The 19,765-nt window shown below is 37.6% G+C and carries 21 protein-coding genes; all 21 read right to left on the bottom strand.

The genetic code is table 11. From position 1 onward, the window contains the following. Positions 1–10: 10 nt before the first annotated feature. The 21 genes from mobP3 to MJY40_RS12290 all read right to left on the bottom strand — a co-directional run bounded on the left by mobP3 (position 11) and on the right by MJY40_RS12290 (position 19,651). On the bottom strand, positions 11–1,126 hold the full coding sequence (gene mobP3 / locus MJY40_RS12190; RefSeq protein WP_317854262.1) for a MobP3 family relaxase: 1,116 nt from the start codon (positions 1,124–1,126) through the stop codon (positions 11–13). Continuing rightward, positions 1,126–1,548, bottom strand: coding sequence for a hypothetical protein (locus MJY40_RS12195; protein WP_317854263.1), 423 nt, complete (start codon positions 1,546–1,548; stop codon positions 1,126–1,128). The genes mobP3 and MJY40_RS12195 overlap by 1 nt, the downstream gene beginning before the upstream one ends. Positions 1,549–2,047: 499 nt before the next feature. Then, positions 2,048–3,061 (bottom strand): PDDEXK nuclease domain-containing protein, encoded by a 1,014-nt coding sequence (locus MJY40_RS12200; protein WP_317854488.1) that lies wholly within the window; start codon positions 3,059–3,061, stop codon positions 2,048–2,050. A gap of 84 nt (positions 3,062–3,145) precedes the next feature. Beyond that, complete coding sequence (locus tag MJY40_RS12205) at positions 3,146–3,406, bottom strand: DUF6103 family protein (protein ID WP_317854489.1); 261 nt, start codon at positions 3,404–3,406, stop codon at positions 3,146–3,148. 7 nt (positions 3,407–3,413) lie between these two features. After that, on the bottom strand, positions 3,414–3,791 hold the full coding sequence (locus MJY40_RS12210; protein ID WP_317854490.1) for a DUF3846 domain-containing protein: 378 nt from the start codon (positions 3,789–3,791) through the stop codon (positions 3,414–3,416). Between the two features lie 87 nt (positions 3,792–3,878). Next, complete coding sequence (locus MJY40_RS12215) at positions 3,879–4,847, bottom strand: C40 family peptidase (protein ID WP_317854491.1); 969 nt, start codon at positions 4,845–4,847, stop codon at positions 3,879–3,881. After that, complete coding sequence (locus tag MJY40_RS12220; protein WP_317854267.1) at positions 4,847–6,655, bottom strand: VirB4 family type IV secretion system protein; 1,809 nt, start codon at positions 6,653–6,655, stop codon at positions 4,847–4,849. Before MJY40_RS12220 ends, MJY40_RS12215 begins: the two co-directional genes overlap by 1 nt. Positions 6,656–6,685: 30 nt before the next feature. Beyond that, the gene (locus MJY40_RS12225; RefSeq protein ID WP_317854268.1) at positions 6,686–7,258 is read right to left on the bottom strand and encodes a hypothetical protein; all 573 of its coding nucleotides are present in this window, start codon (positions 7,256–7,258) and stop codon (positions 6,686–6,688) included. Positions 7,259–7,261: 3 nt separating this feature from the next. Next, positions 7,262–7,522: a hypothetical protein gene (locus MJY40_RS12230; RefSeq protein ID WP_317854269.1), complete on the bottom strand. Its 261-nt coding sequence runs from the start codon at positions 7,520–7,522 to the stop codon at positions 7,262–7,264. Positions 7,523–7,535: 13 nt separating this feature from the next. After that, positions 7,536–8,375, bottom strand: coding sequence for a conjugal transfer protein TrbL family protein (locus MJY40_RS12235; RefSeq protein ID WP_317856419.1), 840 nt, complete (start codon positions 8,373–8,375; stop codon positions 7,536–7,538). Further along, positions 8,362–10,146: a DNA cytosine methyltransferase gene (locus MJY40_RS12240; RefSeq protein ID WP_416387497.1), complete on the bottom strand. Its 1,785-nt coding sequence runs from the start codon at positions 10,144–10,146 to the stop codon at positions 8,362–8,364. The genes MJY40_RS12235 and MJY40_RS12240 overlap by 14 nt, the downstream gene beginning before the upstream one ends. 93 nt (positions 10,147–10,239) lie before the next feature. Next, a complete protein-coding gene (locus tag MJY40_RS12245; RefSeq protein WP_317854493.1) occupies positions 10,240–10,536 on the bottom strand; it encodes a 4-oxalocrotonate tautomerase in 297 nt (98 codons plus the stop codon). A 718-nt stretch (positions 10,537–11,254) separates the two neighbouring features. Then, positions 11,255–11,974: a GntR family transcriptional regulator gene (locus MJY40_RS12250; RefSeq protein ID WP_317854494.1), complete on the bottom strand. Its 720-nt coding sequence runs from the start codon at positions 11,972–11,974 to the stop codon at positions 11,255–11,257. 35 nt (positions 11,975–12,009) lie between these two features. Continuing rightward, positions 12,010–12,882, bottom strand: coding sequence for an ROK family protein (locus tag MJY40_RS12255; protein WP_317854495.1), 873 nt, complete (start codon positions 12,880–12,882; stop codon positions 12,010–12,012). Positions 12,883–13,080: 198 nt separating this feature from the next. Further along, positions 13,081–14,019, bottom strand: a complete 939-nt coding sequence (locus tag MJY40_RS12260) for a type I phosphomannose isomerase catalytic subunit (RefSeq protein ID WP_317854496.1) — start codon at positions 14,017–14,019, stop codon at positions 13,081–13,083. Between the two features lie 145 nt (positions 14,020–14,164). Further along, a complete protein-coding gene (locus tag MJY40_RS12265) occupies positions 14,165–14,476 on the bottom strand; it encodes a PTS sugar transporter subunit IIA (RefSeq protein WP_317854497.1) in 312 nt (103 codons plus the stop codon). A 4-nt stretch (positions 14,477–14,480) separates the two neighbouring features. Then, a complete protein-coding gene (locus MJY40_RS12270; RefSeq protein WP_317854498.1) occupies positions 14,481–14,783 on the bottom strand; it encodes a PTS sugar transporter subunit IIB in 303 nt (100 codons plus the stop codon). Positions 14,784–14,817: 34 nt separating this feature from the next. Beyond that, positions 14,818–16,122: a PTS sugar transporter subunit IIC gene (locus MJY40_RS12275; protein ID WP_317854499.1), complete on the bottom strand. Its 1,305-nt coding sequence runs from the start codon at positions 16,120–16,122 to the stop codon at positions 14,818–14,820. Between the two features lie 24 nt (positions 16,123–16,146). After that, entirely contained in the window at positions 16,147–17,544 is a 1,398-nt protein-coding gene (locus tag MJY40_RS12280; protein WP_317854500.1) for a glycoside hydrolase family 1 protein, read from the bottom strand. Positions 17,545–17,730: 186 nt separating this feature from the next. Continuing rightward, the gene (locus MJY40_RS12285) at positions 17,731–17,940 is read right to left on the bottom strand and encodes an ErpK protein (RefSeq protein ID WP_317853736.1); all 210 of its coding nucleotides are present in this window, start codon (positions 17,938–17,940) and stop codon (positions 17,731–17,733) included. A gap of 13 nt (positions 17,941–17,953) precedes the next feature. Next, the gene (locus MJY40_RS12290; protein WP_317853737.1) at positions 17,954–19,651 is read right to left on the bottom strand and encodes an IS1634 family transposase; all 1,698 of its coding nucleotides are present in this window, start codon (positions 19,649–19,651) and stop codon (positions 17,954–17,956) included. Positions 19,652–19,765: the final 114 nt, after the last annotated feature.

The raw sequence follows: 19,765 nt of genomic DNA on the forward strand, positions 1-19,765 counted from the left end.
AACTCTCCTTTCACAATTTCAACCCTTGATCTCGTTTTTTCTCAATCATTTTTTGGAACAACTTGCTTTCCACTTTCAACTTGCCTGTATCTTGTTTATTGACAATAGATTTTCTGAATATTTTGGAAAGGTGCTTCACAAGATTTACAGATATATTTTCCATTTGCTGCGTTTGAATTTCTGCGTGGTTCAATGACAAAACTTGTTGTATGATGTTGTTTTTGATGGATTGAAATTCTTTTTGTTCAGATAATTTGGGATAGATATATTCCTTGTCTGAATACAATTCATACACTTGGTTTTGCATCTCTTGCCACAACAAATATGCTTCCTGTACCGATGGTTCTTTCTCCAATTCATCCACGATTGCATCCACCAATTTTTTTGTATCCTTTGGAAGATATCCATATACTTTTTTACCCTTTGTTTGATTGAGTTGTCCTCGCAATTCCAAAACCAACTTCTGTATTTCTTGATTTTGCATTGGTTGCTTTCCCATTTCAGCAAAGACTTTTTTACATTCTTCCTTCAGTTCTTTTCTGCGTTCTGTCTTTGCAAAATACACATCTTGCAAGTGGTCTTTGAATATCAGTTTGGATAAATCTGATTTACAATTTGCAATACCTTGCTTGGTGACATACCCTTTCTTTGGATTCTGGGAATAGCAAATCAAATGCACATGAGGGTGTTGTTCATGATTGTGGTAGGCTGCGTACCAACAAAAATCTTCTATGGGGATTTTCATATTTTCTGCAAGCTTGGGTGCATATTGTTCCAAGGTGTTTTTCCATTTTTCTAAATGATTGAATCCTGTTTGTTCAGCATCTTCACGTTTCAAAGAAATGATGGGTGTCCAGACATTACCTTCGTGGTTCGCCACTTCTTCTGCAACTTTTCGCAAGGATATTTCTGCATTGCCTGAAGTAAATAGACCATGCTCTGCAACTTTCTCAACCCCTTTTCGCTTGGAAATATAGCTAACATAGTTTTCTTTCTTGTCATGTAAAAATGTATCGGCAACCAGATTTTTTACAACACCATCTCTCGTTGCCATATACTCCACAGTGTTTTTCTTATGGGTTGCACCACCCTTGAGATATGGAAATTTCAAAATCAACTTTGCCATCAACCATCACCTCGTTGATAAGCAATCGCATCTTCAAATTTGATTTTTCCATATGTTTTTTTCACCTCTTGCATACATCGTTCTCGTATTTTTTTGATATCAGCTTCATCCACGTTGATACTTGCCGCAAGCAAATTCATCATAATATTCATTTCTACCGCTAAGCGAAATAAGTTGCCTGAGTGTTTGTTTTCTGATTCTTTAATTGTAGCCTGCATAGAATTTACCAAGATTTTTGATAGGTACTCCGCAGATTCAGTGCTTGTTAAATATCCATGATAAAATTTCACTGCCTTTTCTATGAATTCACTGCGACTTTTGCAGTTATCAGATTCGTAGACTGTATCTATTTGTTCCCACATTTCAGGGTATAACCATACCATCAACCTTGTTTTCGCTTTGCTTTTTTCTGTATTTTTCATTGAAAAACCTCCATTTCATTACAGGTATACCTTCCCGTATACCTATCGTTTCTGCTGTTTTCTAAGCATTTGGGGATTTGTGTACACCTCCAACAGCACTTTTTTCATTTGACGTATACCCTTAGATAGTAACTCAAAATCTCCTGAAAGCCTTGATTTTGGGCATTCCCCCTCGGCACTGCCGTGGGATGTGAGCCGACAGGTATACCTGTCTTTATCCTGCAACTCTTAAAAAGACCTAAAAACTCTCCAAAAGCTCTGGTTCTGCAACCATAAGAACCACCCAGCTTTCTTTTCTCCCTTCGTCCCCATTCGCCCAAATTTCGGATTATATCTCTCATTGGGGCAGTTGCTCCATTTGGGAAACAAAATGGCTGACAGTGGCTACAGTGGGGGCACATCGCCTAGTTTCAGCTATCACTGCCATTTTACGCAAACAAAAAAGCAACCTCTGCAAAAGGTTACTTTTGATTGTCAAATTTTATTTTTTGATTCACACTCACTCTTTATCGTCGCTTTGTATCACTTCTGATGTTTCTGCTATTTGCATAAATTCATGCAATTTTTGTTTCAGCAAATTTTTGTCAATTAGTTGTGTAGTATACTCAGATACCAATGTTGGAGACAAACTTCTTGATAAAGCAAATTCAACCACTTCGTCATCTTTACTGGCACACAGAATAATACCTACACTTGGATTTTCATTTTCTTTCTTTACTTCTCTATCCAATGCTTCAAGATAAAAGTTTATCTTTCCAACATACTCTGGTTTGAATGCTCCAATCTTCAACTCGAATGCAACCAAGCAAGCAAGTCCTCTATGATAAAATAATAGGTCAATATAATAATCATGCCCACCAACCTGCACTCGATATTCCTCTCCAATGAAGGTGAAGTCTTTACCAAGTTCCAGCACAAACTTCTTGATATTGGCAGTGATTGCTTTTTGGAAATCGCTTTCAGAGAACTTATCAGGCAGATCCAAAAACTCCAAAACATAGTTGTCTAAAAAATTATTTTTTATACTTTCTGGCAATTGAATTGGCTCCAATTTTTCTTTTGAAAGCATATACCTCTCATAGTAAGCACTGTCGAGCTGTCGTTCCAATTCACGTTTGGAATATCTTTCTTTGATACAAAGATTTATATAAAACACTCGTTCTTCTATGGTTTTGGTGGCGGATAAAATCAATATATGATTCGTCCAACTAATTTGTGTCACCAGCGGTGACACAAATTCATTACCTCTATATGCTTCATAAAATTGCTTCATTCGATAAAGTCCACGTCGATTAAAGCCTTTTATACCTGGGCAGTTTTTGCTAATATATTTTGCAAGTTCATCGACATATGCATCGCCCCAATTTTGATTTTCCATCTCAAAAGAAATGTATTTACCAACATTCCAGTAAAGCATAATCAATTCTTCATTGACTTTTCTCAGTGCATTTTCACGAGCAGTGGTGATATATTCTATAACTTGACTAAAATCTTTTGATGTTTCTAAATCCACAATACTCCACCTCTCTATCTTTTTATCTCAGCATGCCAGACATCAAGCAATATCCTAGCATCTTGAGTATATCACATTATATTTTTAAAATCCATCAAACTTTTTGGTACAATCCACCTCTACACCTTCTACCTTTCTCTCTTTCTTCTCCTTATCCTTCGGCTTACTCTCGCTTACAATCCTACTTTCCAAGTACTCCCTCGTCACAGCTGGCACTCTTTTTTGATATAATTCCTCGATGACAGTTTCCAATTCTTTCTCTAGCTTTTCTTCTTTCTTCTGCAAATAGAACACCAACGCATCCAGTTTGTCTTTTTCAAACTCCACTGCAATCTTTTTCTTCATGTAAACATCACATCCAATCTAGGTCTTTGGGATTGAAACCATAGATCTCCACCCTTGGTTCTAGTTGCTTTTCTTGCATGGTAAATGTGGGGATTTCTAAAAACATCTCCTTATATTTTTCGATATTTTCTTCTGACAATGATACAAATTCCTCGCCATCGTCACCACAAACAAAGAATGGTCCACAGATGATATCCACATCTCCAAGCCAACGATTGGGTTCCATGCCATTGATTTTGCCTTCTTCATTGACGATAATTAAGTTGCCATCGTCCATATAGATGGGTTCGATTAAGCCTTCTACTTCATTTTGCAATAACTTCAAATCTGATTCAATTTCTTTCATATATGGTTCTTTGCCCACTTCTACTTTTAAAATTTTCATATTGTTTCCTCCTAGTTCCACTTGATTTTCAATGTACTTTTGACTCTAACTTTTCACCATTCACTTTTCATTTTTCACTCCATGAGTTTATCTCATGGCCAATCTTCCATAGCCATAAAAATGTTGTTTCCAATAAGAATTGCTCAAACTTTCATATCCAATGGGATCGCCACAATGCAACATCTGGTTGTCACCAACATAAATACCAACGTGAGTTACATCAGTTGTTGATGTATATGTGTCTGTGAAAAATACCAAATCCCCTGGTTGCAAATCCTCTTTTGCAACACTTGTGCATTGGTTGTAAATCCCTTGTGCTGTTGTTCTGGATAGTTGATATACGCCAGATTGGGTGTAACTCCAACAAATAAAGCCTGAACAATCGAATCCTGTTGATGGATAGCTACCGCCCCAAACATAAGCCATACCGATATATTTTGTTGCTTCGCTCATCAATGCAGCAAAGGTTTCATCATCAAAGGCTTCACTGGGAATGCCATTGAAGTTCGATGTTGCTACATAGCCATACTTTATAAAAAGATACAATTCCTTTTGGTCATTTGCCAAATCTTCTGTAAACTCCATATTCAGCAATGTTTCCAATTCATTCTGTATCTCCAAATCCGTTTCGTTCTCCACAAAAACCCCTATAAATTCTTGATAGAATGTATCTGCAAACTCCAAATTTTCTTTGCCAAAATACAAAACATAAAAATAAGACTTGATTTGTAACTCATCAAGTCCTTCCGTATTTTCCTCTGCATTCCCCTCTATCCATTCCTCTATCACTTCATCTAAAATCAAAAATTGTGCTTGCATTTCTTCGATATATACAACGTGTTCTTCTGGAAAATCCTCTGGTATTTCCTCTTGTTGGAACACAATTCTTGCTACCTCACGGCTATAGTTTGCTTCTGTATTGACCATAGAAACCAATAAAAGCAGTGGCAATAACAGGCAAATGATAGCACCAACCACAAAGGAAAGCACCCCATTTCTTAATCGTTCATCGGTCAAAGCTGTTGCAATGGCTTTTTTGAGAAGTGCCACTTTCATCAGCGACCACCTGCAGTTCCAAACAATCTTTCTTTATATTTCTGACACTTCACCACCAAATGGTATACGTCTGCACCATGTCGAAACACGCAAACACCTCTTGCTGGATAGCCAATCAAGTCATACAAACATTCTTCCAGTTGCAACATTTCCATATATTCTTTCTTGGAAATATTCCCTGGAAAGAATAAAAATTGATGCGTTGGGATAGCAAAAAGTGGTTTTGTCATTTCTTTGATATTTGGCTGGTTAAAGTCCTCCACATTTTGACTTGCGATAATCACAGCACTTTCCTTTTTTCGCACACGTTTCATTGCATTTCTGATATATTCAATGGCTGTTACATTTGACAAAAAGAGATATAACTCATCTAAAAATGCTGCTGTATTCCCTTTGGATAGCAGTGCATCTGACATATAAGAAAGCACATTGAACAGCATAACATTGCGAATACTTTCGTCAGCTTCAAGGATTCCTTTCACCCCAAATGTAATGAATTTATGATTTTTGATATTGGTATGTCCATCAAAAAACTTGCTATCTGCACCAATACTAATGGATTTGATTTTCAAGCACAGGTTTCGCAAGGTTTCTTTTGTGTAGATATTTCCTCGGTCATTCTGGTAGATATTCAACTTCCCTTCTGCCAGTTTGTATAAATCTGAAAGAATGGGAAAGTCATTGCCACTCAAATTTCCAAGTAATCTATCCTCATTGATACCAAAATTATCATACAATTCTTCCAACAAAATTTCCAAAACATCAATTTCTGCTGTGGTGAACTCCTTATAAGAACGGAAAAAGTCACGCAAAAATGAAATATGACGAGGCAAAATGTTTTCACCATCATCCCAAGCCTTTGGTTCAAGTACGTTGATGATAAATTCTCCACTGGTCAAATCCAAGTATTGCCCATCCAGATTTTCTGTCAAATCCACATATTCCGATTCTGCATCTAGGCAAATGATATCCATACCACTAAGTCGCATATTGGTCATCAAAATCTTCATCAGATAGGATTTCCCTTGTCCTGAATTTCCCAAAATCAACACATTTGCATTGGTTTTGTCCTCACTTCGTTTCTGAAAATCTATGAATAAATTTGAACCATACTTATCGTTTCCAATGTAAAAACCCTTTTCATCTGCCTTACCTGAATAGTTGAATGGATAGGTATTTGCCACACTGGTTGCTGGCAACACACGTTCATACTGTTCACGAAAGTCGTTGTGTCCACATGGTTTCACCGATTGAAAACCTTCTTGTTGTCGCAAAAAAAGCTTGTCACAGGAAAGTTTGGAACGTGTCAGTTCTGCTTCTACATCGGATTGCATCTCTTTCAACTTTTCAAGTGATGGTGCTGAAATTTCAATATATACCGCACAATGAATCAAAGGTTCACGATCCCTGTGCAGCTGCGCAATGAGATTGGATACACTTTGGAGATTGCTTTCTGCCACAACAGTGCTTTGCATATCCCCTGTAGAACGTTCCAGTTGATTTTTGTTGGCTGCATTTTGAATGATTTTTCGTTCTTCAGCTGATGTGACGTGCCTTGTGTAAATATGAATCGTTACACCTGAACGCTCGCCCAAATGTTGCAAAATGGCTTGTTCATTGGTTTCCGACGGATAATGGCTGATTGCCCAAACAGAACGAAAACTGCTACCACAAATATAATAATCGTGATAAAACCGCAACACCGATGGACTACACATATCCAAAAAATCTTTGACCTTAGCTTCTTCTTTTTCTCTTTCTGTTTTTGGCAACAACAACTTGTTTTTCTTGATTTTACTGATTTTCATAGCATCCCTTCTTTCATATAACACACTTTTTTACAGAATAGTTTCTTTCACATATCGCTCTCCATCTATATCGTCAAAGTACACTTGGGTGATATTTTGAATGAAATAAACCGATAAAATTCGCTTCAAATCCTCTTTCCTTGCCAATCGTCCATTAAAGCCATTGTCTTTCAACAGCTTTTCCACTCTGCCAATTACAGCCAATACTTCTTCTTGGCTATTCTTTGCCCTTGCCACCAACAAGAACTCCCTTGCCGATGCCATTTGCACTTGCACACGATCCAGATAGGTCAATTCCTGTTCCAAAATCTCACGGACTCTTGAACTTTTTTCTTCTGAAATGCGTTGTTTGTAAAAATGTTTGTTGCTATCAAAGTTTTCTCTGGAATTGATACATGCCATCTCCAAGCCATCTAAAGATTTCAAAATTGCAGTTAGATTTCGTATCTTTGTATGCACTGCTCCTTCTGAAAGCACTGCAAGGTTATCTGGTTGCAAAATAAAAAACACCAAAGTTTCATCCTCTAGTGTTTCAATGCTCGTTTCATTTATATTGGCTATCCCCACCATATCTCGTGTGGACTTTTCTTTTTTGAACCACATTTCTCAAAACCTCCAATCAAACGTCTGCTGTTCCTTCATAAAAAAGCGAAATGCAAACTTGATATAGTCTGCGATTGTCACTTCATTTTCACTACGAACGGTCAAAAATCCATAGATTGCAACCAGCACCAATGGCAACATCACGTCTATCACTGCCAAAATCACAGCGGATAAAATCGCACCAATGAGCAGTATGGTAATGTCTTTCAATGACCACAGTGCGAACTTGGACTTTTCTTTTAAATTACTTGGGTAAATGTACATTTGCTTCATCTCCTTATTTTTTAATCAATCTAGTGACCGCCTGTGTAGAATACATCACACTCATCATATTCACATTCATGCTGGTATCTAAGCCAAAGTTATTGGCAATTCGTGGCACTTCCGTTGCCGATAGCATAACTCCAATTCCCAACAACATATTTGCATTAAAGGTCACAAGTCCAGCAATTAAAATGATGGTTTGTAGGAATGCGGTCATGCAAAGAGCAATCACTTGTTTGCACCAATTGACAAAGCCATCGCCATATCCTCGTGGCACAGAAAACATATATAAACTGCCTACCCCCATCAAAATAATGAGTATGCCACCACGTTTTAAGTTTGCGAAAAACACCTTGACCACAGCATAGCCAATCATAAATGCCAAGACAATCTGTATGAATATCCCACCCGTAATCAGTTGAAATGAGCCTGCAACCAATTCACCAATGGCACCATAATCATCTGGTGATGAAGTCAAACTGGTCAAGCCATAAATCAGTTTCCCAGAAAGATTCACCGAAAAGGTGTACAGCTCGATTGGAATTATTGTAAATAAGCTAACGGCAAAAAAGCCTTTTAGGATATTGAGTCCCAAGTCTTGTATGGTATTTTTGCCCTTTTGTGCTTCGATTGCCATGTCAAAAACAGCCACCACAATGCCCACAATGAACAAACACCAAGCGAATTGGTAAAAAAATAAGAGCAGACCTTGAATCCAATCCATCTCAAATAATTCTGCACCCATTAAATTCATCATAGTAAAAAACTCACCAAAAAATTCGATAATGCTCCCATAAATCCAATCGCAAAATTGATCTAGAACACCATCCACCGCCAAATCAAACACATATATCACCTCCACCCAGTGCCAACGCAATGCCTTGCATGATGTACTCAGCACAAGGAATTGCAATGCTATTGCCCAGTGCTTTGTATCTTGGGGAATCGGCTGCACCATCAATGTTCGTCCAGTTGTCTGGGAAACCTTGTAATCGTTCACACTCCAAGGGTGTCAATCTACGAACTAAATTTCGGCTGACCGATAAGTTTTCACTTCCACCACCCAAATATCCACCACTGGCACAAAGTGTGCTGATTTCATCACCATATCCACCATAAGAACTTTGTCCAAACACCTGTTGTTGATCTACGATACATTTATTTGCACCCACATATTGGTTGTTTGGACCTTTGTCATCGGTGGCACAAATTGCACCAACCACATCTTGGTATGGCTCTGGTTTGTAAACCGAATGCACATCTGCGGTAGTTAAAGTGTATGCAATATCACTTTGACAACCCAATCCATTGCCACCATTTTTCACATCTCTATTGATGGTGTTGGCTGCAATGCAATAGCTTTCTTGCACAATGGCAAGTCCTCCTTGAGATTTGTTTGGATTGGGATTTGCTGTATCTAAGGTATGAGATGTGTCTGTTTCATTTATGATGGCTTCGATTCCAAAAGCTATTGGTTCTGCAACAAATGGAGTATTATTTCCGCCTGTTCCATAGATGGCAGATATGGTTGGTGCTACATCAAGTGGCCCTGTGTACCTTGCATCCTTTGCATGATTTTCGTACAACTCTTGTTTGATAATCGGCAAATGACCACCCATACTGGCTCGCAAAGTTCCAACCATATCTTTGGTAACATTCATGCATTCACCACCTTGGTCGGACAAACAATACAGTGGTTCTTTCACAAATGTTTGCATCTGTATGTTCTGTGTTGCAAGCAAGGCACCAGACAATCCATCCAAGTCAATCCCCTCATTTCTTTGATTGATGTGGTAACTTTTGAATTCATCATCCACCATTTGTACCTCTGTCACTTGCCCTGATTGAATCAACAGTGCATCTTTCAACTGCTTTGGCAATTCCTTTCCTCTGTTTTCAGCTCTCCTTAAAATCCCCAAGCAAGCTGTCTTGCTCAAATAGTATTTTGGGTTGTTCAATACTTTTGGTAAACCAAAAGTCAAAACCTTCGGTTTTGCTCCGCCTTCTTGCGGATATGTGGAATGTCCTCCAAAATCTGCCACAAGAAACACTCGATTTCTTCTTTGGGGGACACCCCAGTACCCCGCATCCAATACTCGCCAAGCAACGCTGAATTTTCCTCCCAAAATGCACCCAGCAGATTTCCATACCCCTCCCTCAGGTCGAGGTATAAGTATGGTGCTGTCAGCAATTTTGCACGTTTCTTCCAAGACCGCCTTGAAATCTTCGCCACTTTGGGAGGAGAACACGCCCATGACATTTTCCCAGAGCATATATCTTGGTCGAATAAATTCAGCTGCACTTCCTCGTTTTTCATCTGCATCCCTCATTTCTTTTATCACTCTTATTTGTTCCATAAACAATCCTGAACGCTCACCAGCCAAACCCTTTCTGGCTCCTGCAAGGCTTAAATCCTGACAGGGGCTTCCGCCACAAACCAAGTCCACAGGCGGTATTTTTGCTCCATCTAGCTTTGTAATATCCCCCAGATGCAACATATCTGGAAAGCGTATCTTTGTCACTTCCATTGGAAATTTTTCGATTTCTGATGCCCAAATCGGCTTGATTCCATTTCGTATGGCAGCTAAGGGAAAGCCACCAATCCCATCAAATAGTGAACCCATTGTCATTTCTTTTTTGATACCATCACCTTCCTTACAATAAAAAAGGAGAGTTTTCACTCTCCAAGTTGTTTGTCTGATTTAGTTTTCTACTACTCAGTTTGCTACTTCTTCGTCCTCTAAGGCTTCTAAAATCAAGCCGATGATAAAGTCTTTTTGCTTCATTCCTGTTTTCTGCAAGTGGTCTTTGATTCTCTCAAACAGTTCCTCTGGGATTTGCAGTGCTAGTGTTCTGGTGTCTTTTGTCATTGGCTTTGCCTCCTTCATTCGATAAAATTCTTCTAAGATTTCTGTTACATATTGGCTTGTTGTGATACCTTTTTGCTCTCGCTCATCACTGACTTTCTGGTGTAGGTCTATTGGAATTTGAGCACATAAGTTCTTGGTTTCCATTTGGGTTCATCTCCTTTTCTATTTTGTAAACACACAATACTCGAAGTTTGAAGTATAAGCTATACCAATATGTAACAAAAATTAGATGTAGAATAGAATTTTTAAGTTGTATTTCAAAAACTTTTGATTTCCATAAACTTCTTACATTTAGTTCAATACAATCCACTACACATAACTTTTGGAAACTATAATAAACGATAAAACCCTTATGTAGGGAATCTGAGCATTCATTTTAAAATACCATATCCCAATCCACCACACAAAATTCACCTAATCTTAAAACCAACCCACAGCACACTTACCTTTAACTATGCTGTGGGTTTTGTTCTGTCAAATTCCTAAAATATCCCAGAAGATACTTGCATAAAGATAGTGAAATTTTTTCATTCCGTAACTTTTAAATACTTATAACTCCTTTCCAAAGAATCACACCCACCCCATTTTATCCTACGACGATTTTGTCTATCAACTTTATCATCAACTCTCAAGTATTGGCTTTATGACATTGTAGCTTTTGATTAGCTTAACCCTTTAAACATTAAATTTACATCCAGTGTTCTCAAATAAAATAATCTACTACCATGACTAAGTAATATAAAAAACTAGAAATCAAATTCCCTTTCACTTTGCAAAATATATCCATATACAAAAATACCCCTTATCAGAGGACAAGCTGTTTTTAGCTTGTTCTAATAAGAGGTATTTAATCCCACAATATTTATCGAATTGTAATGGTTTTCAATTCAAACTTATCAGATCTATGATGAGATACAGAATATTCAAAAATCCGACCGTCATCCAGATACGCCACTTGTTCAATAGCCAGAATACATACACTGCCATCATCAATTGCCAACCATTCTGTTTCCTTTTCGGTTGGCATCATAGCTTTTGCAATTCGATGACAGCTTCTAATTTTCAACCGCAGTACATTTTCGATATGTGCATAAATGGATTTTTGCACCGTATCCTTGGTTACGCCAGATATCACCTGAATGGGCATATAGGTATATTCTACAACAAAGGGTTCACCATCCACCAGTCGAATTCTACAAACATAATAAGCAAAATCCTCAACGGACATTTTCAAAGCTGCCGCAATTTCCCTTGGCGGATTTACCACAGCAAACTCTATAATTTGAGAAGACACCTTTTGCTCTCCCATATCTTTAGTGAAACCGCTGAATTGTGAAGATTGTAAGAAACCTTTGCGTACTTCTTCTTCCTCGCTAATGCTTTTTACATAACTACCAGAGCCTCGGCGCTTGAAAATCAGCCCCCTGTTTTCCAGCAACTGCATAGCTTCTCGAATTGTAGTTCTACTGGTTTCATATTGATCGCACAGTTCATATTCCTTAGGCAATTTTTCAGAAGTCTTATACACACCATCTTTGATTTTCTTTTGCAAATCTTCCGCAATTTCTTCATATCGAAACATATCCACTCTACCTACTTTTTATCTTTCTGCATACTTCACACAGCAAGTGCCTCCACGCCCAATTGCACAGCTCCCAAAATCCCTTGGTCATCTTGCAAACTTGCCAATACAATAAAATCTTCTATTTTTGCAATTTCTTTTGTTTGAATGTACCCCGCCATTTGACGCTTGAACTCTGCATGAACGAGTGGCAGCAACTGTGTTTGTTTCATAACGCCACCTCCCAAAACAATGCGTTCTGGGGAAAGTATCATAGTATAGCTGACAAGAGCTTGGGCAATATAGTATGCTTCCATTTCCCAAACTTCCATAGTATCACTCAATTCTACAGCCTTTTTTCCCCATCGTTTTTCAATAGCTGGCCCCGCTGCCATACCCTCAAAACAAGTTCCATGATACGGACACCATCCTGTAAATATATCTTTTGGATGTTGTTTCATTTGAATATGTCCTGTTTCTGGATGCAACATCCCATGCAACAAACGTCCTTCTGAAATAACACCAGCGCCAATCCCTGTTCCAATTGTGATATACATACTATTTTGAATCCCTTGTGTAATTCCCCAAGTGGCTTCGCCCAAAGCAGAACCATTGACATCTGTATCAAACCCAACTTTCACACCCAAGGCTTCTTCCAATGTTCCAACTATATTATAATTGACCCACGCAAGTTTTGTTGTTGCTGTAATATATCCATATGTTTCTGATTCCTTGTGGATATCAATGGGACCAAAGCAACCAACGCCCAGAGCCGCAATATCAAACTGTCTGAAATAATCAATAATTTTTGCCATGGTGACTTCTGGTGTTTCTGTTTTGATTTCAATTCTATCTAATATTTCGCCTCGGTCTGTACCAATTGCACAAACCATTTTTGTGCCGCCTGCTTCCAATGCTCCAATTTTCATGCGATGTCTACCAATCCTTTCCTTCAACATCTTAGACCACGCATGTATTTTAATTTGCATTGCAATTTAATCGATATGTCATTACATCTTGTCTATATGTTACACTGTTTTTATAATAAATTCAATACATATCCATAAAAAAAGCAAAAAAAAATACACCCTTACCAGTCGCAAAATGTCAAAACCCTTCATTTTTCCTTATTCTACCGATGCAACAAGTGTCATATTGCCTACAAATTCAGCGATTTCCAGCTCTGTAGTCAAAATAAAATGCTCGCCCTTTTGGATTGACACACCATTGATTTCGCCCTCACCTTCAACCACAGACATCATCATATATGGATATTCCTTTTGGATTGTTGCCTTGCCTTCCACTTGCAGTGCAAACACCTTATAATATGGGCAATCATACAAAAGGTTGAGGGCATTGACTGGTTTTCCGTTTGTATCTATGATACAAGATGCACCTGATACCGCTGGCACCGTAATCACATCAACACTTTTTTCGATATGCAATTCTCTTGGCAAACCATTCTGCAATCGACCATAGTCATACAATCGATATGTAATATCACTATTTTGTTGTGTTTCCAATAAGGTGATACCACCACCAATGGCATGAACCGTTCCCGGATCAATTTGGAAAAAATCACCTTTTTTTACAGGAATCTTCTGCAACAATTCTTCCCATTTATTTTCTGCAATCATATGTTGCAATTCTTCTTTTGTGGTTGCAGTATGCCCCAAAACCAATTCCGCATTTTCCTCGCAATCCAAAACATACCAACATTCTGTTTTGCCCAAAGAACCATTTTCATGTATCTTTGCATAAGTATCATCTGGATGAACTTGTATGCTCAAATTATTTTTTGCATCAATGACTTTAATCAGCAAAGGAAATACATTTTCCGCTGTTTCTTCCGCACTTTTCCCAAATAATTCTGGTCGTTTTCTCCAAAGGCTGCTCAGTGTTTCGCCTTCCATACCCAAAATATTACAGTCTCCATTTTTGTGCGCCGAAACACCCCAACATTCACCAATGTTATCCCCATCCACATTGTAATGAAACTCTTCTCTCAGTTTGGTTCCGCCCCAGATGTAATGTTTTAATACAGGTTCCAAAAAAATCAAATCCATAATGCCCTCCTTTTTGTTGTTTTTGTTGTTTTTATTGTTTTTTCTCCATTTTCTATCTATTTTTTGCCGCAAAAGGCACTAGGGGTATACACCCTAGTGCCTCTCCTTAACGTGTCAATGATTTTTTCAATTTTTTGACTATGTCTTATGCCAATTTTTTATATAGGCTGATGATTTCCTCCGCAAAAACTTTCGCCATTTCTGCATTTGCCATTTGATCTTCTGCATGAATCAACAACAAAGAAGCGAGAACACCATCGCCAGAAGCTTCGTTTGTAATAAGATCCAAATGCACAGTGTGTGCTTCATGGAAGCAATTTTCACCTTCTGTCATTAAGGTTTCTGCACCTGTAAAATCTCCTTCTTTTGCTTTTTGAATGGCTTCGATATAACAAGATTTTGCGCTACCGCTATTTGAAATGATACCAAAACAGATCATTGCCAATTCTTCATCCATATCATCATTCCCCCATTTTTGCCAAAGCAGTTTCCAAAACCTTTTTGCCATTCATTGTACCATAATCACGCATATCAATAGGCAAAACTGGAATGGAGCCAGCAATTTTTTCCACATTTGCTTTTTCATATCTGATTTGTGGTCCAAGCAACACAATATCCACATCGCCCAATCCCATTTTTGCTTCTGTCAAAGGTTTTGCTTCAATGTGAGCTTCCACATTCATTTCCACAGCTGCCTTTTGCATTTTTGCCACCAACATACTTGTGGACATTCCCGCATTACAAACAAGTAAAATATTCTTCATTGCAAATCGCTCCTTTTCTATGTAGTTTTGTCTATTATTCTGCATCTTTACTCATAACATTATCATTGATTTTTACAAATGGCATATAAATCAAAACACCCAATACCAAGATGATTGCTTGCAAAATTACTGCTCTGAAATCACCTGCTGTTGCAAGATATGCACTCAAAAGTGGTGGTGTTGTCCAAGGCACTTGCACAACACAATAACTGATCCAACCAAGGCTTGTTGCTACATAGGAAATGATAATCCCAAGGGCTGGAACAAGGACAAATGGAATTGCCATTGCGATGTTGTAAACGATTGGATAACCGAACAATACAGGTTCATTGATGTTGAATAAGCCAGGTCCCAAAGACATTTTGGAAATACTCTTAGAAGCTGCATTTTTACTAATGAGGAAGGTTGCAATCAACAAGCAGATTGTAGAACCAGAACCACCCATCATACCAAATGTAGGTACCATTGCAACATTGATGATGTTTGGAATTGCTTCGCCAGCAGCATAAGCCGCCATATTTTGTGTCATGTTGATGATCAACAATGGTTCCAAAATGGAGCTATAGATTACAGATTGGTGGATACCGAAAATCCACAACAAGTTCCCCAAGGTATACAAAATTACACAACCCCACAAGCCCGTTGTCACCAAACGCAAAGGTTCTTGAATGAAAGAAGTAATCATAGATACAAGGTTTGTGTCAAATACGTTGAACAACACTGCAGAAATGATTGCGAAAACAGATACAATAATGATAATTGGAATCAAAACATTGAAGGATTTGCCAACTGCTGGTGGCACTTGATCACCAAGGTTGATTTTCAATTTTTCAATGCTGGAAATTTTTACAAACAATTCTGTTGCCAAAAGACCAATGATAACACCAGCAAACATACCGCCTGTACCGATGTTGGAGAAAGAAAGTACACTACCAATTTCTACCGCTGCATCTGCACCGATTGGTGTAGAAAGAATGGTTGCAGGCATCATAACCACAAGTGTTGCCATGGATAAGATTGCTGCTGCCAAAGGATTGTCAAACCCTCTGTTTTGTGCCATATAATACCCAGCCAAAGGTGCAATCAACAAACCACTGATATTCAATGTGCCATTGACGATTGCGTTGCCCCAATATTGCAAAGAAGACAATGTTGCCCCATCAAACAACCAACCCAAAACAGTGTTGTTGATCAAAACTGCAATCCCTGCCAAAATATACAAAGGCATAATGGTTGCAAATGCATCTCTCAATGTTTTTAGGTGGACTTGGTTCCCCAATCTCCCTGCAAGCATTGTAAACTTTTCCACAAACTTAGAATTTTCAAAATCGATTTTCATTTCTTTCCCCTTTCCATGCCCCTCTTAATTTGATTTGTTGTTTTCTATAGTCTCTTTGATCCAGTGTGCCGATTTTTTATAGGTACGTTTGTATTGATTGGTTAAATCCACTTCAATGAATCCATATCTATTTTTAAATCCGTTGCTCCAAGACCAGTTGTCAATTAACCCCCAGTAATGATAGCCCAAACACTGCGCCCCATCTTCAATGGATTTTGCAATCCATTCTAAATGTTCTGTGACAAATTCAATTCTGTAATCATCTTGAATTTCCCCATCTTCATTTTTGAATCGTCCTTCATTTTCAACGCCCATACCATTTTCTGCAATGAAGAATTTCAAATGAGGATATTCATTTTTCATTTTCATACCAAAATCATAAATACCTTTTGGATAAATTTCCCATCCCCTATATACATTCATTTTAGCATCTTTCCAGACATATGTGTCAGAAAATTTATAATGTCCATTTTCATCAAACCGTTCTTTGGGTGCTTGAATTCTGGATGGGTGATAATAATTGAAGCCCAACCAATCCACCTTGCCTAGTTTGAAGATTTCTGAATCTCCCGCACGCATTTCTGGAAGCATATCCACCTCTTTCAATGTTGCAAACACATCTTCTGGCAACTTTCCATTAGCAGCAATATCAAGCCACCATCTGTTGTTGATGCCATCTTCCATCCTAAGAGCTTCCAAATCTTCTGCAGATGGATTTTCTTTTGTATATGGAGGTGCAAAACAGTTGATCAAACCAATTTGTGCATCTTCATGCAACAAACCTTTTTCCTTCGCTTTGTAAAACTCGCCCACCGCAAGACAATGTGCAAGAGAAATATTGTATTGTACATTCATTCCTCGTTTGGCATCTTTCAAAAATGGATACCACAAGCCATGTCTGTATCTTTGGTCTGGCTCTACAATTGGTTCATTGAATGTAAACCAATATTTAATTTCCTTACCAAATGTGGTGAATGCCGCCTTTGCGTAATTTGCAAATGCTTCCACAGTTTCTCTGTTTTCCCAACCACCCTTTTTGTATAAATACTCTGGCATATCAAAGTGATATAAATTCATAAACAATTCAATATTGTTGTTTTTTGCACTTTGGATGACTTTGTTGTAGAACTCCACACCTTCCATGTTGATGTTCTCATTTTCATCCAAAAGCCTGCTCCATTGCATGGATGTTCTCACAGAATCCAATTGCAAATCCTTGAAACTTTTGAAATCTTCTTCGTATTTTTCATAAAAATTATTACCGACATAACTGCCCACTCTATTATGAAAATCAGAAATTCTTTCGTCAGACCACAAATCCCATACATTTCTTATTTTGCCACCTTTATTGTATGCACCCTCTGTTTGTGGTCCAGACATTGCAGCGCCAAAAAAGAAATCTTTTGGTAACTGAAACCCCATAATCCGCCTCCTTTTTATTTGTCATTACATCTTTTTTATTTGTCGCTTCTTATATTTATATTATCATGCTGTATTTTGATTTGCAATGTACTCATTCACCAAAATATCATTCTCAACTTCCTGAAATTTACCCACTAAAACATTTATAGGTCTAGGACGTTTACAAAATCGTCCCAGACCTAATGTTTATTTACCTTCAAGAAACTTCAAAATGTCCTCGTAACTTCGTGTGCTATTCTCCATAGCTTCCAGTAACTCTTGTTTTTGCAGATCACTTTTCTTCTCCTGCAATGCAACTAACTCTGCTAGTGCTTCATCATATTTATCTTTACATTTGAATACATGTTCTTTAGCTCGTTCTATCTTTTCATCTATCGATATACTACGTCTTCCCATTTCTCTAATCCTCCTATGACTCTGCCAAAACAGCTCCTATTTCTTCTGATTTTCTTTTGATATAATTCGCATCAATTCCAAATGCCTTTAAAATCGTTTTTTGTGTTTTTGTTACTGCGTGATCTAGACGATAGCAATTATCTAAGTGCCTTGTCATCTCAATCTTTTCCAGTTCTTTTAATGCGGCTGGGACTGTCATGAAATTATGTTTCGTTTCACTTTCTTCCTCAGCATCTTTGAGGCTAGTATAAATCTTGCTACGTATAATTAATGCCACAAATGCAATGAAAAGCTTCGTCTCAGCTGATTCGTCCGATTGCACACGAAGCCCTCGATTTCCTAGGAATGACTTCTCAGCACTAAATAGTTTTTCTGAATTATCCCTACTTTTATATAATTCTAATGCATCTTTCGCTGACATCTTCTTAGATGTAATAATACAAAAATACCCACACATACGCATTTCATCACTGACTATATCTGTTTTTTCTCTTGCTACTGTAAATCGTTCATCCTCTTGTCCTGGATGGTGGTAAATTAAATCGAAATATTTCTCGAAACTCTTTGCTATAGTTACAGGCTTTCCTTCCATCTTTTTCAGTGTTCGTGCCATTTGATCTATTTTGTTTTCCAATAGTTCTCTTTCCATAAGATGTTTCTTAGTACTATAGTAAATATGAAAATATCGTTCTTTTTCATCAGATGGATACAAAAAATCTTTTATTGTAATTCCATTCACTTTGTATTTTCGAATACTTGTCTTTCTATCTTCTTCAAACTCACCTAAATGTTGACGGATAAGTGGCTGTACAATCTTCTTCATTCCCTTTACCATGATTACAAACTCATAGTTGTTCTTATCCATAAAGTGAATATTTTCTTTACTAAAGTATCCTCTATCTAAGATAAATCCAACTTTACGATATCCATATCCCTTTGCTCTCTCTAGCATGTATTGAAGTTGAGATATGTCAACTATACTTCCAGGATAATCCTCACAAAACAGAGGCTCTCTATTCGTTCTATCGTAGGCGATAGCATGATTAATAATCGGTTTATCATCCCCCGTTTTCGAATGTCCAAACTCTGCCAAATCTATATCACCTGCCTGACAGGTCATGTTAGTAGAATCATACGATATGTAAATCTGTTCCCTATGATTACGTGACGCATTCCATTCATTCAGAAATCCAACACTTTGATTTATTGTGATTTCACTAAGAAAATCAGATACTTTACTATCACTATAAATATGCATATCAGATGTAAAGAGCGGATGGTTATAAGCGTAGTCTGGATAATATTGTGCTGCGTTATTTTCTGCAATAATAGAGTATGTAACTAAATCCAAAAACAGATCCTCATTTTTACCAAGGATACGCTTTAGCATCGTATCAAGTTCATAGTCTTTAATAATCTTCTGTATCATCAAATATGAACCTATCCGAAGACAACAACTTCTTTTACTACGATCCTTTTTATCTGGTAGTTCTTTATCCGGAAAATATTTTAGATAGTTTGCATTGGGATACATTTTTTCAATATCCTCCTCGCATCGTCTCCCTATTGTAGTTCGTTTCGGAATCGTATATTGTTTTTCAGGTTTATATATTCGGTCATATTCATAATTAATGTACGTTACATCTTTTATCTTTTTCCTTGTGATTTTCCCCTTGCTCTCAGGTATTTCTACTGTAAAATCAAAGTACATACGCTCTCCTTTCTTAGTGAGTATACCCACTAAGAATAGTATACACTAAAAGCCCAGAAAAATCAATAGATTTGCCGATTTTACTGGACTTTATTGGGTTTTGTTTTTATTTAG

Source organism: Chakrabartyella piscis (assembly GCA_030067835.1).
Classification (GTDB): Bacteria; Bacillota; Clostridia; order Lachnospirales; family Anaerotignaceae; genus Chakrabartyella; species Chakrabartyella piscis.

What these genes read in the sequence shown, in the direction of transcription:
- MJY40_RS12210 (WP_317854490.1), bottom strand. Translation starts at nt 3,791, where the DNA reads ATGAAAATTTTAAAAGTAGAAGTGGGCAAAGAACCATATATGAAAGAA.
- MJY40_RS12250 (WP_317854494.1), bottom strand. Translation starts at nt 11,974, where the DNA reads ATGTTTCGATATGAAGAAATTGCGGAAGATTTGCAAAAGAAAATCAAA.
- MJY40_RS12270 (WP_317854498.1), bottom strand. Translation starts at nt 14,783, where the DNA reads ATGAAGAATATTTTACTTGTTTGTAATGCGGGAATGTCCACAAGTATG.
- MJY40_RS12275 (WP_317854499.1), bottom strand. Translation starts at nt 16,122, where the DNA reads ATGAAAATCGATTTTGAAAATTCTAAGTTTGTGGAAAAGTTTACAATG.
- MJY40_RS12285 (WP_317853736.1), bottom strand. Translation starts at nt 17,940, where the DNA reads ATGGGAAGACGTAGTATATCGATAGATGAAAAGATAGAACGAGCTAAA.
- MJY40_RS12245 (WP_317854493.1), bottom strand. Translation starts at nt 10,536, where the DNA reads ATGGAAACCAAGAACTTATGTGCTCAAATTCCAATAGACCTACACCAG.
- MJY40_RS12280 (WP_317854500.1), bottom strand. Translation starts at nt 17,544, where the DNA reads ATGGGGTTTCAGTTACCAAAAGATTTCTTTTTTGGCGCTGCAATGTCT.
- MJY40_RS12290 (WP_317853737.1), bottom strand. Translation starts at nt 19,651, where the DNA reads ATGTACTTTGATTTTACAGTAGAAATACCTGAGAGCAAGGGGAAAATC.
- MJY40_RS12195 (WP_317854263.1), bottom strand. Translation starts at nt 1,548, where the DNA reads ATGAAAAATACAGAAAAAAGCAAAGCGAAAACAAGGTTGATGGTATGG.
- MJY40_RS12260 (WP_317854496.1), bottom strand. Translation starts at nt 14,019, where the DNA reads ATGGATTTGATTTTTTTGGAACCTGTATTAAAACATTACATCTGGGGC.
- MJY40_RS12220 (WP_317854267.1), bottom strand. Translation starts at nt 6,655, where the DNA reads ATGAAAATCAGTAAAATCAAGAAAAACAAGTTGTTGTTGCCAAAAACA.
- MJY40_RS12255 (WP_317854495.1), bottom strand. Translation starts at nt 12,882, where the DNA reads ATGAAAATTGGAGCATTGGAAGCAGGCGGCACAAAAATGGTTTGTGCA.
- mobP3 (WP_317854262.1), bottom strand. Translation starts at nt 1,126, where the DNA reads ATGGCAAAGTTGATTTTGAAATTTCCATATCTCAAGGGTGGTGCAACC.
- MJY40_RS12240 (WP_416387497.1), bottom strand. Translation starts at nt 10,146, where the DNA reads ATGGGTTCACTATTTGATGGGATTGGTGGCTTTCCCTTAGCTGCCATA.
- MJY40_RS12205 (WP_317854489.1), bottom strand. Translation starts at nt 3,406, where the DNA reads ATGAAGAAAAAGATTGCAGTGGAGTTTGAAAAAGACAAACTGGATGCG.
- MJY40_RS12225 (WP_317854268.1), bottom strand. Translation starts at nt 7,258, where the DNA reads ATGTGGTTCAAAAAAGAAAAGTCCACACGAGATATGGTGGGGATAGCC.
- MJY40_RS12265 (WP_317854497.1), bottom strand. Translation starts at nt 14,476, where the DNA reads ATGGATGAAGAATTGGCAATGATCTGTTTTGGTATCATTTCAAATAGC.
- MJY40_RS12230 (WP_317854269.1), bottom strand. Translation starts at nt 7,522, where the DNA reads ATGTACATTTACCCAAGTAATTTAAAAGAAAAGTCCAAGTTCGCACTG.
- MJY40_RS12215 (WP_317854491.1), bottom strand. Translation starts at nt 4,847, where the DNA reads ATGAAAGTGGCACTTCTCAAAAAAGCCATTGCAACAGCTTTGACCGAT.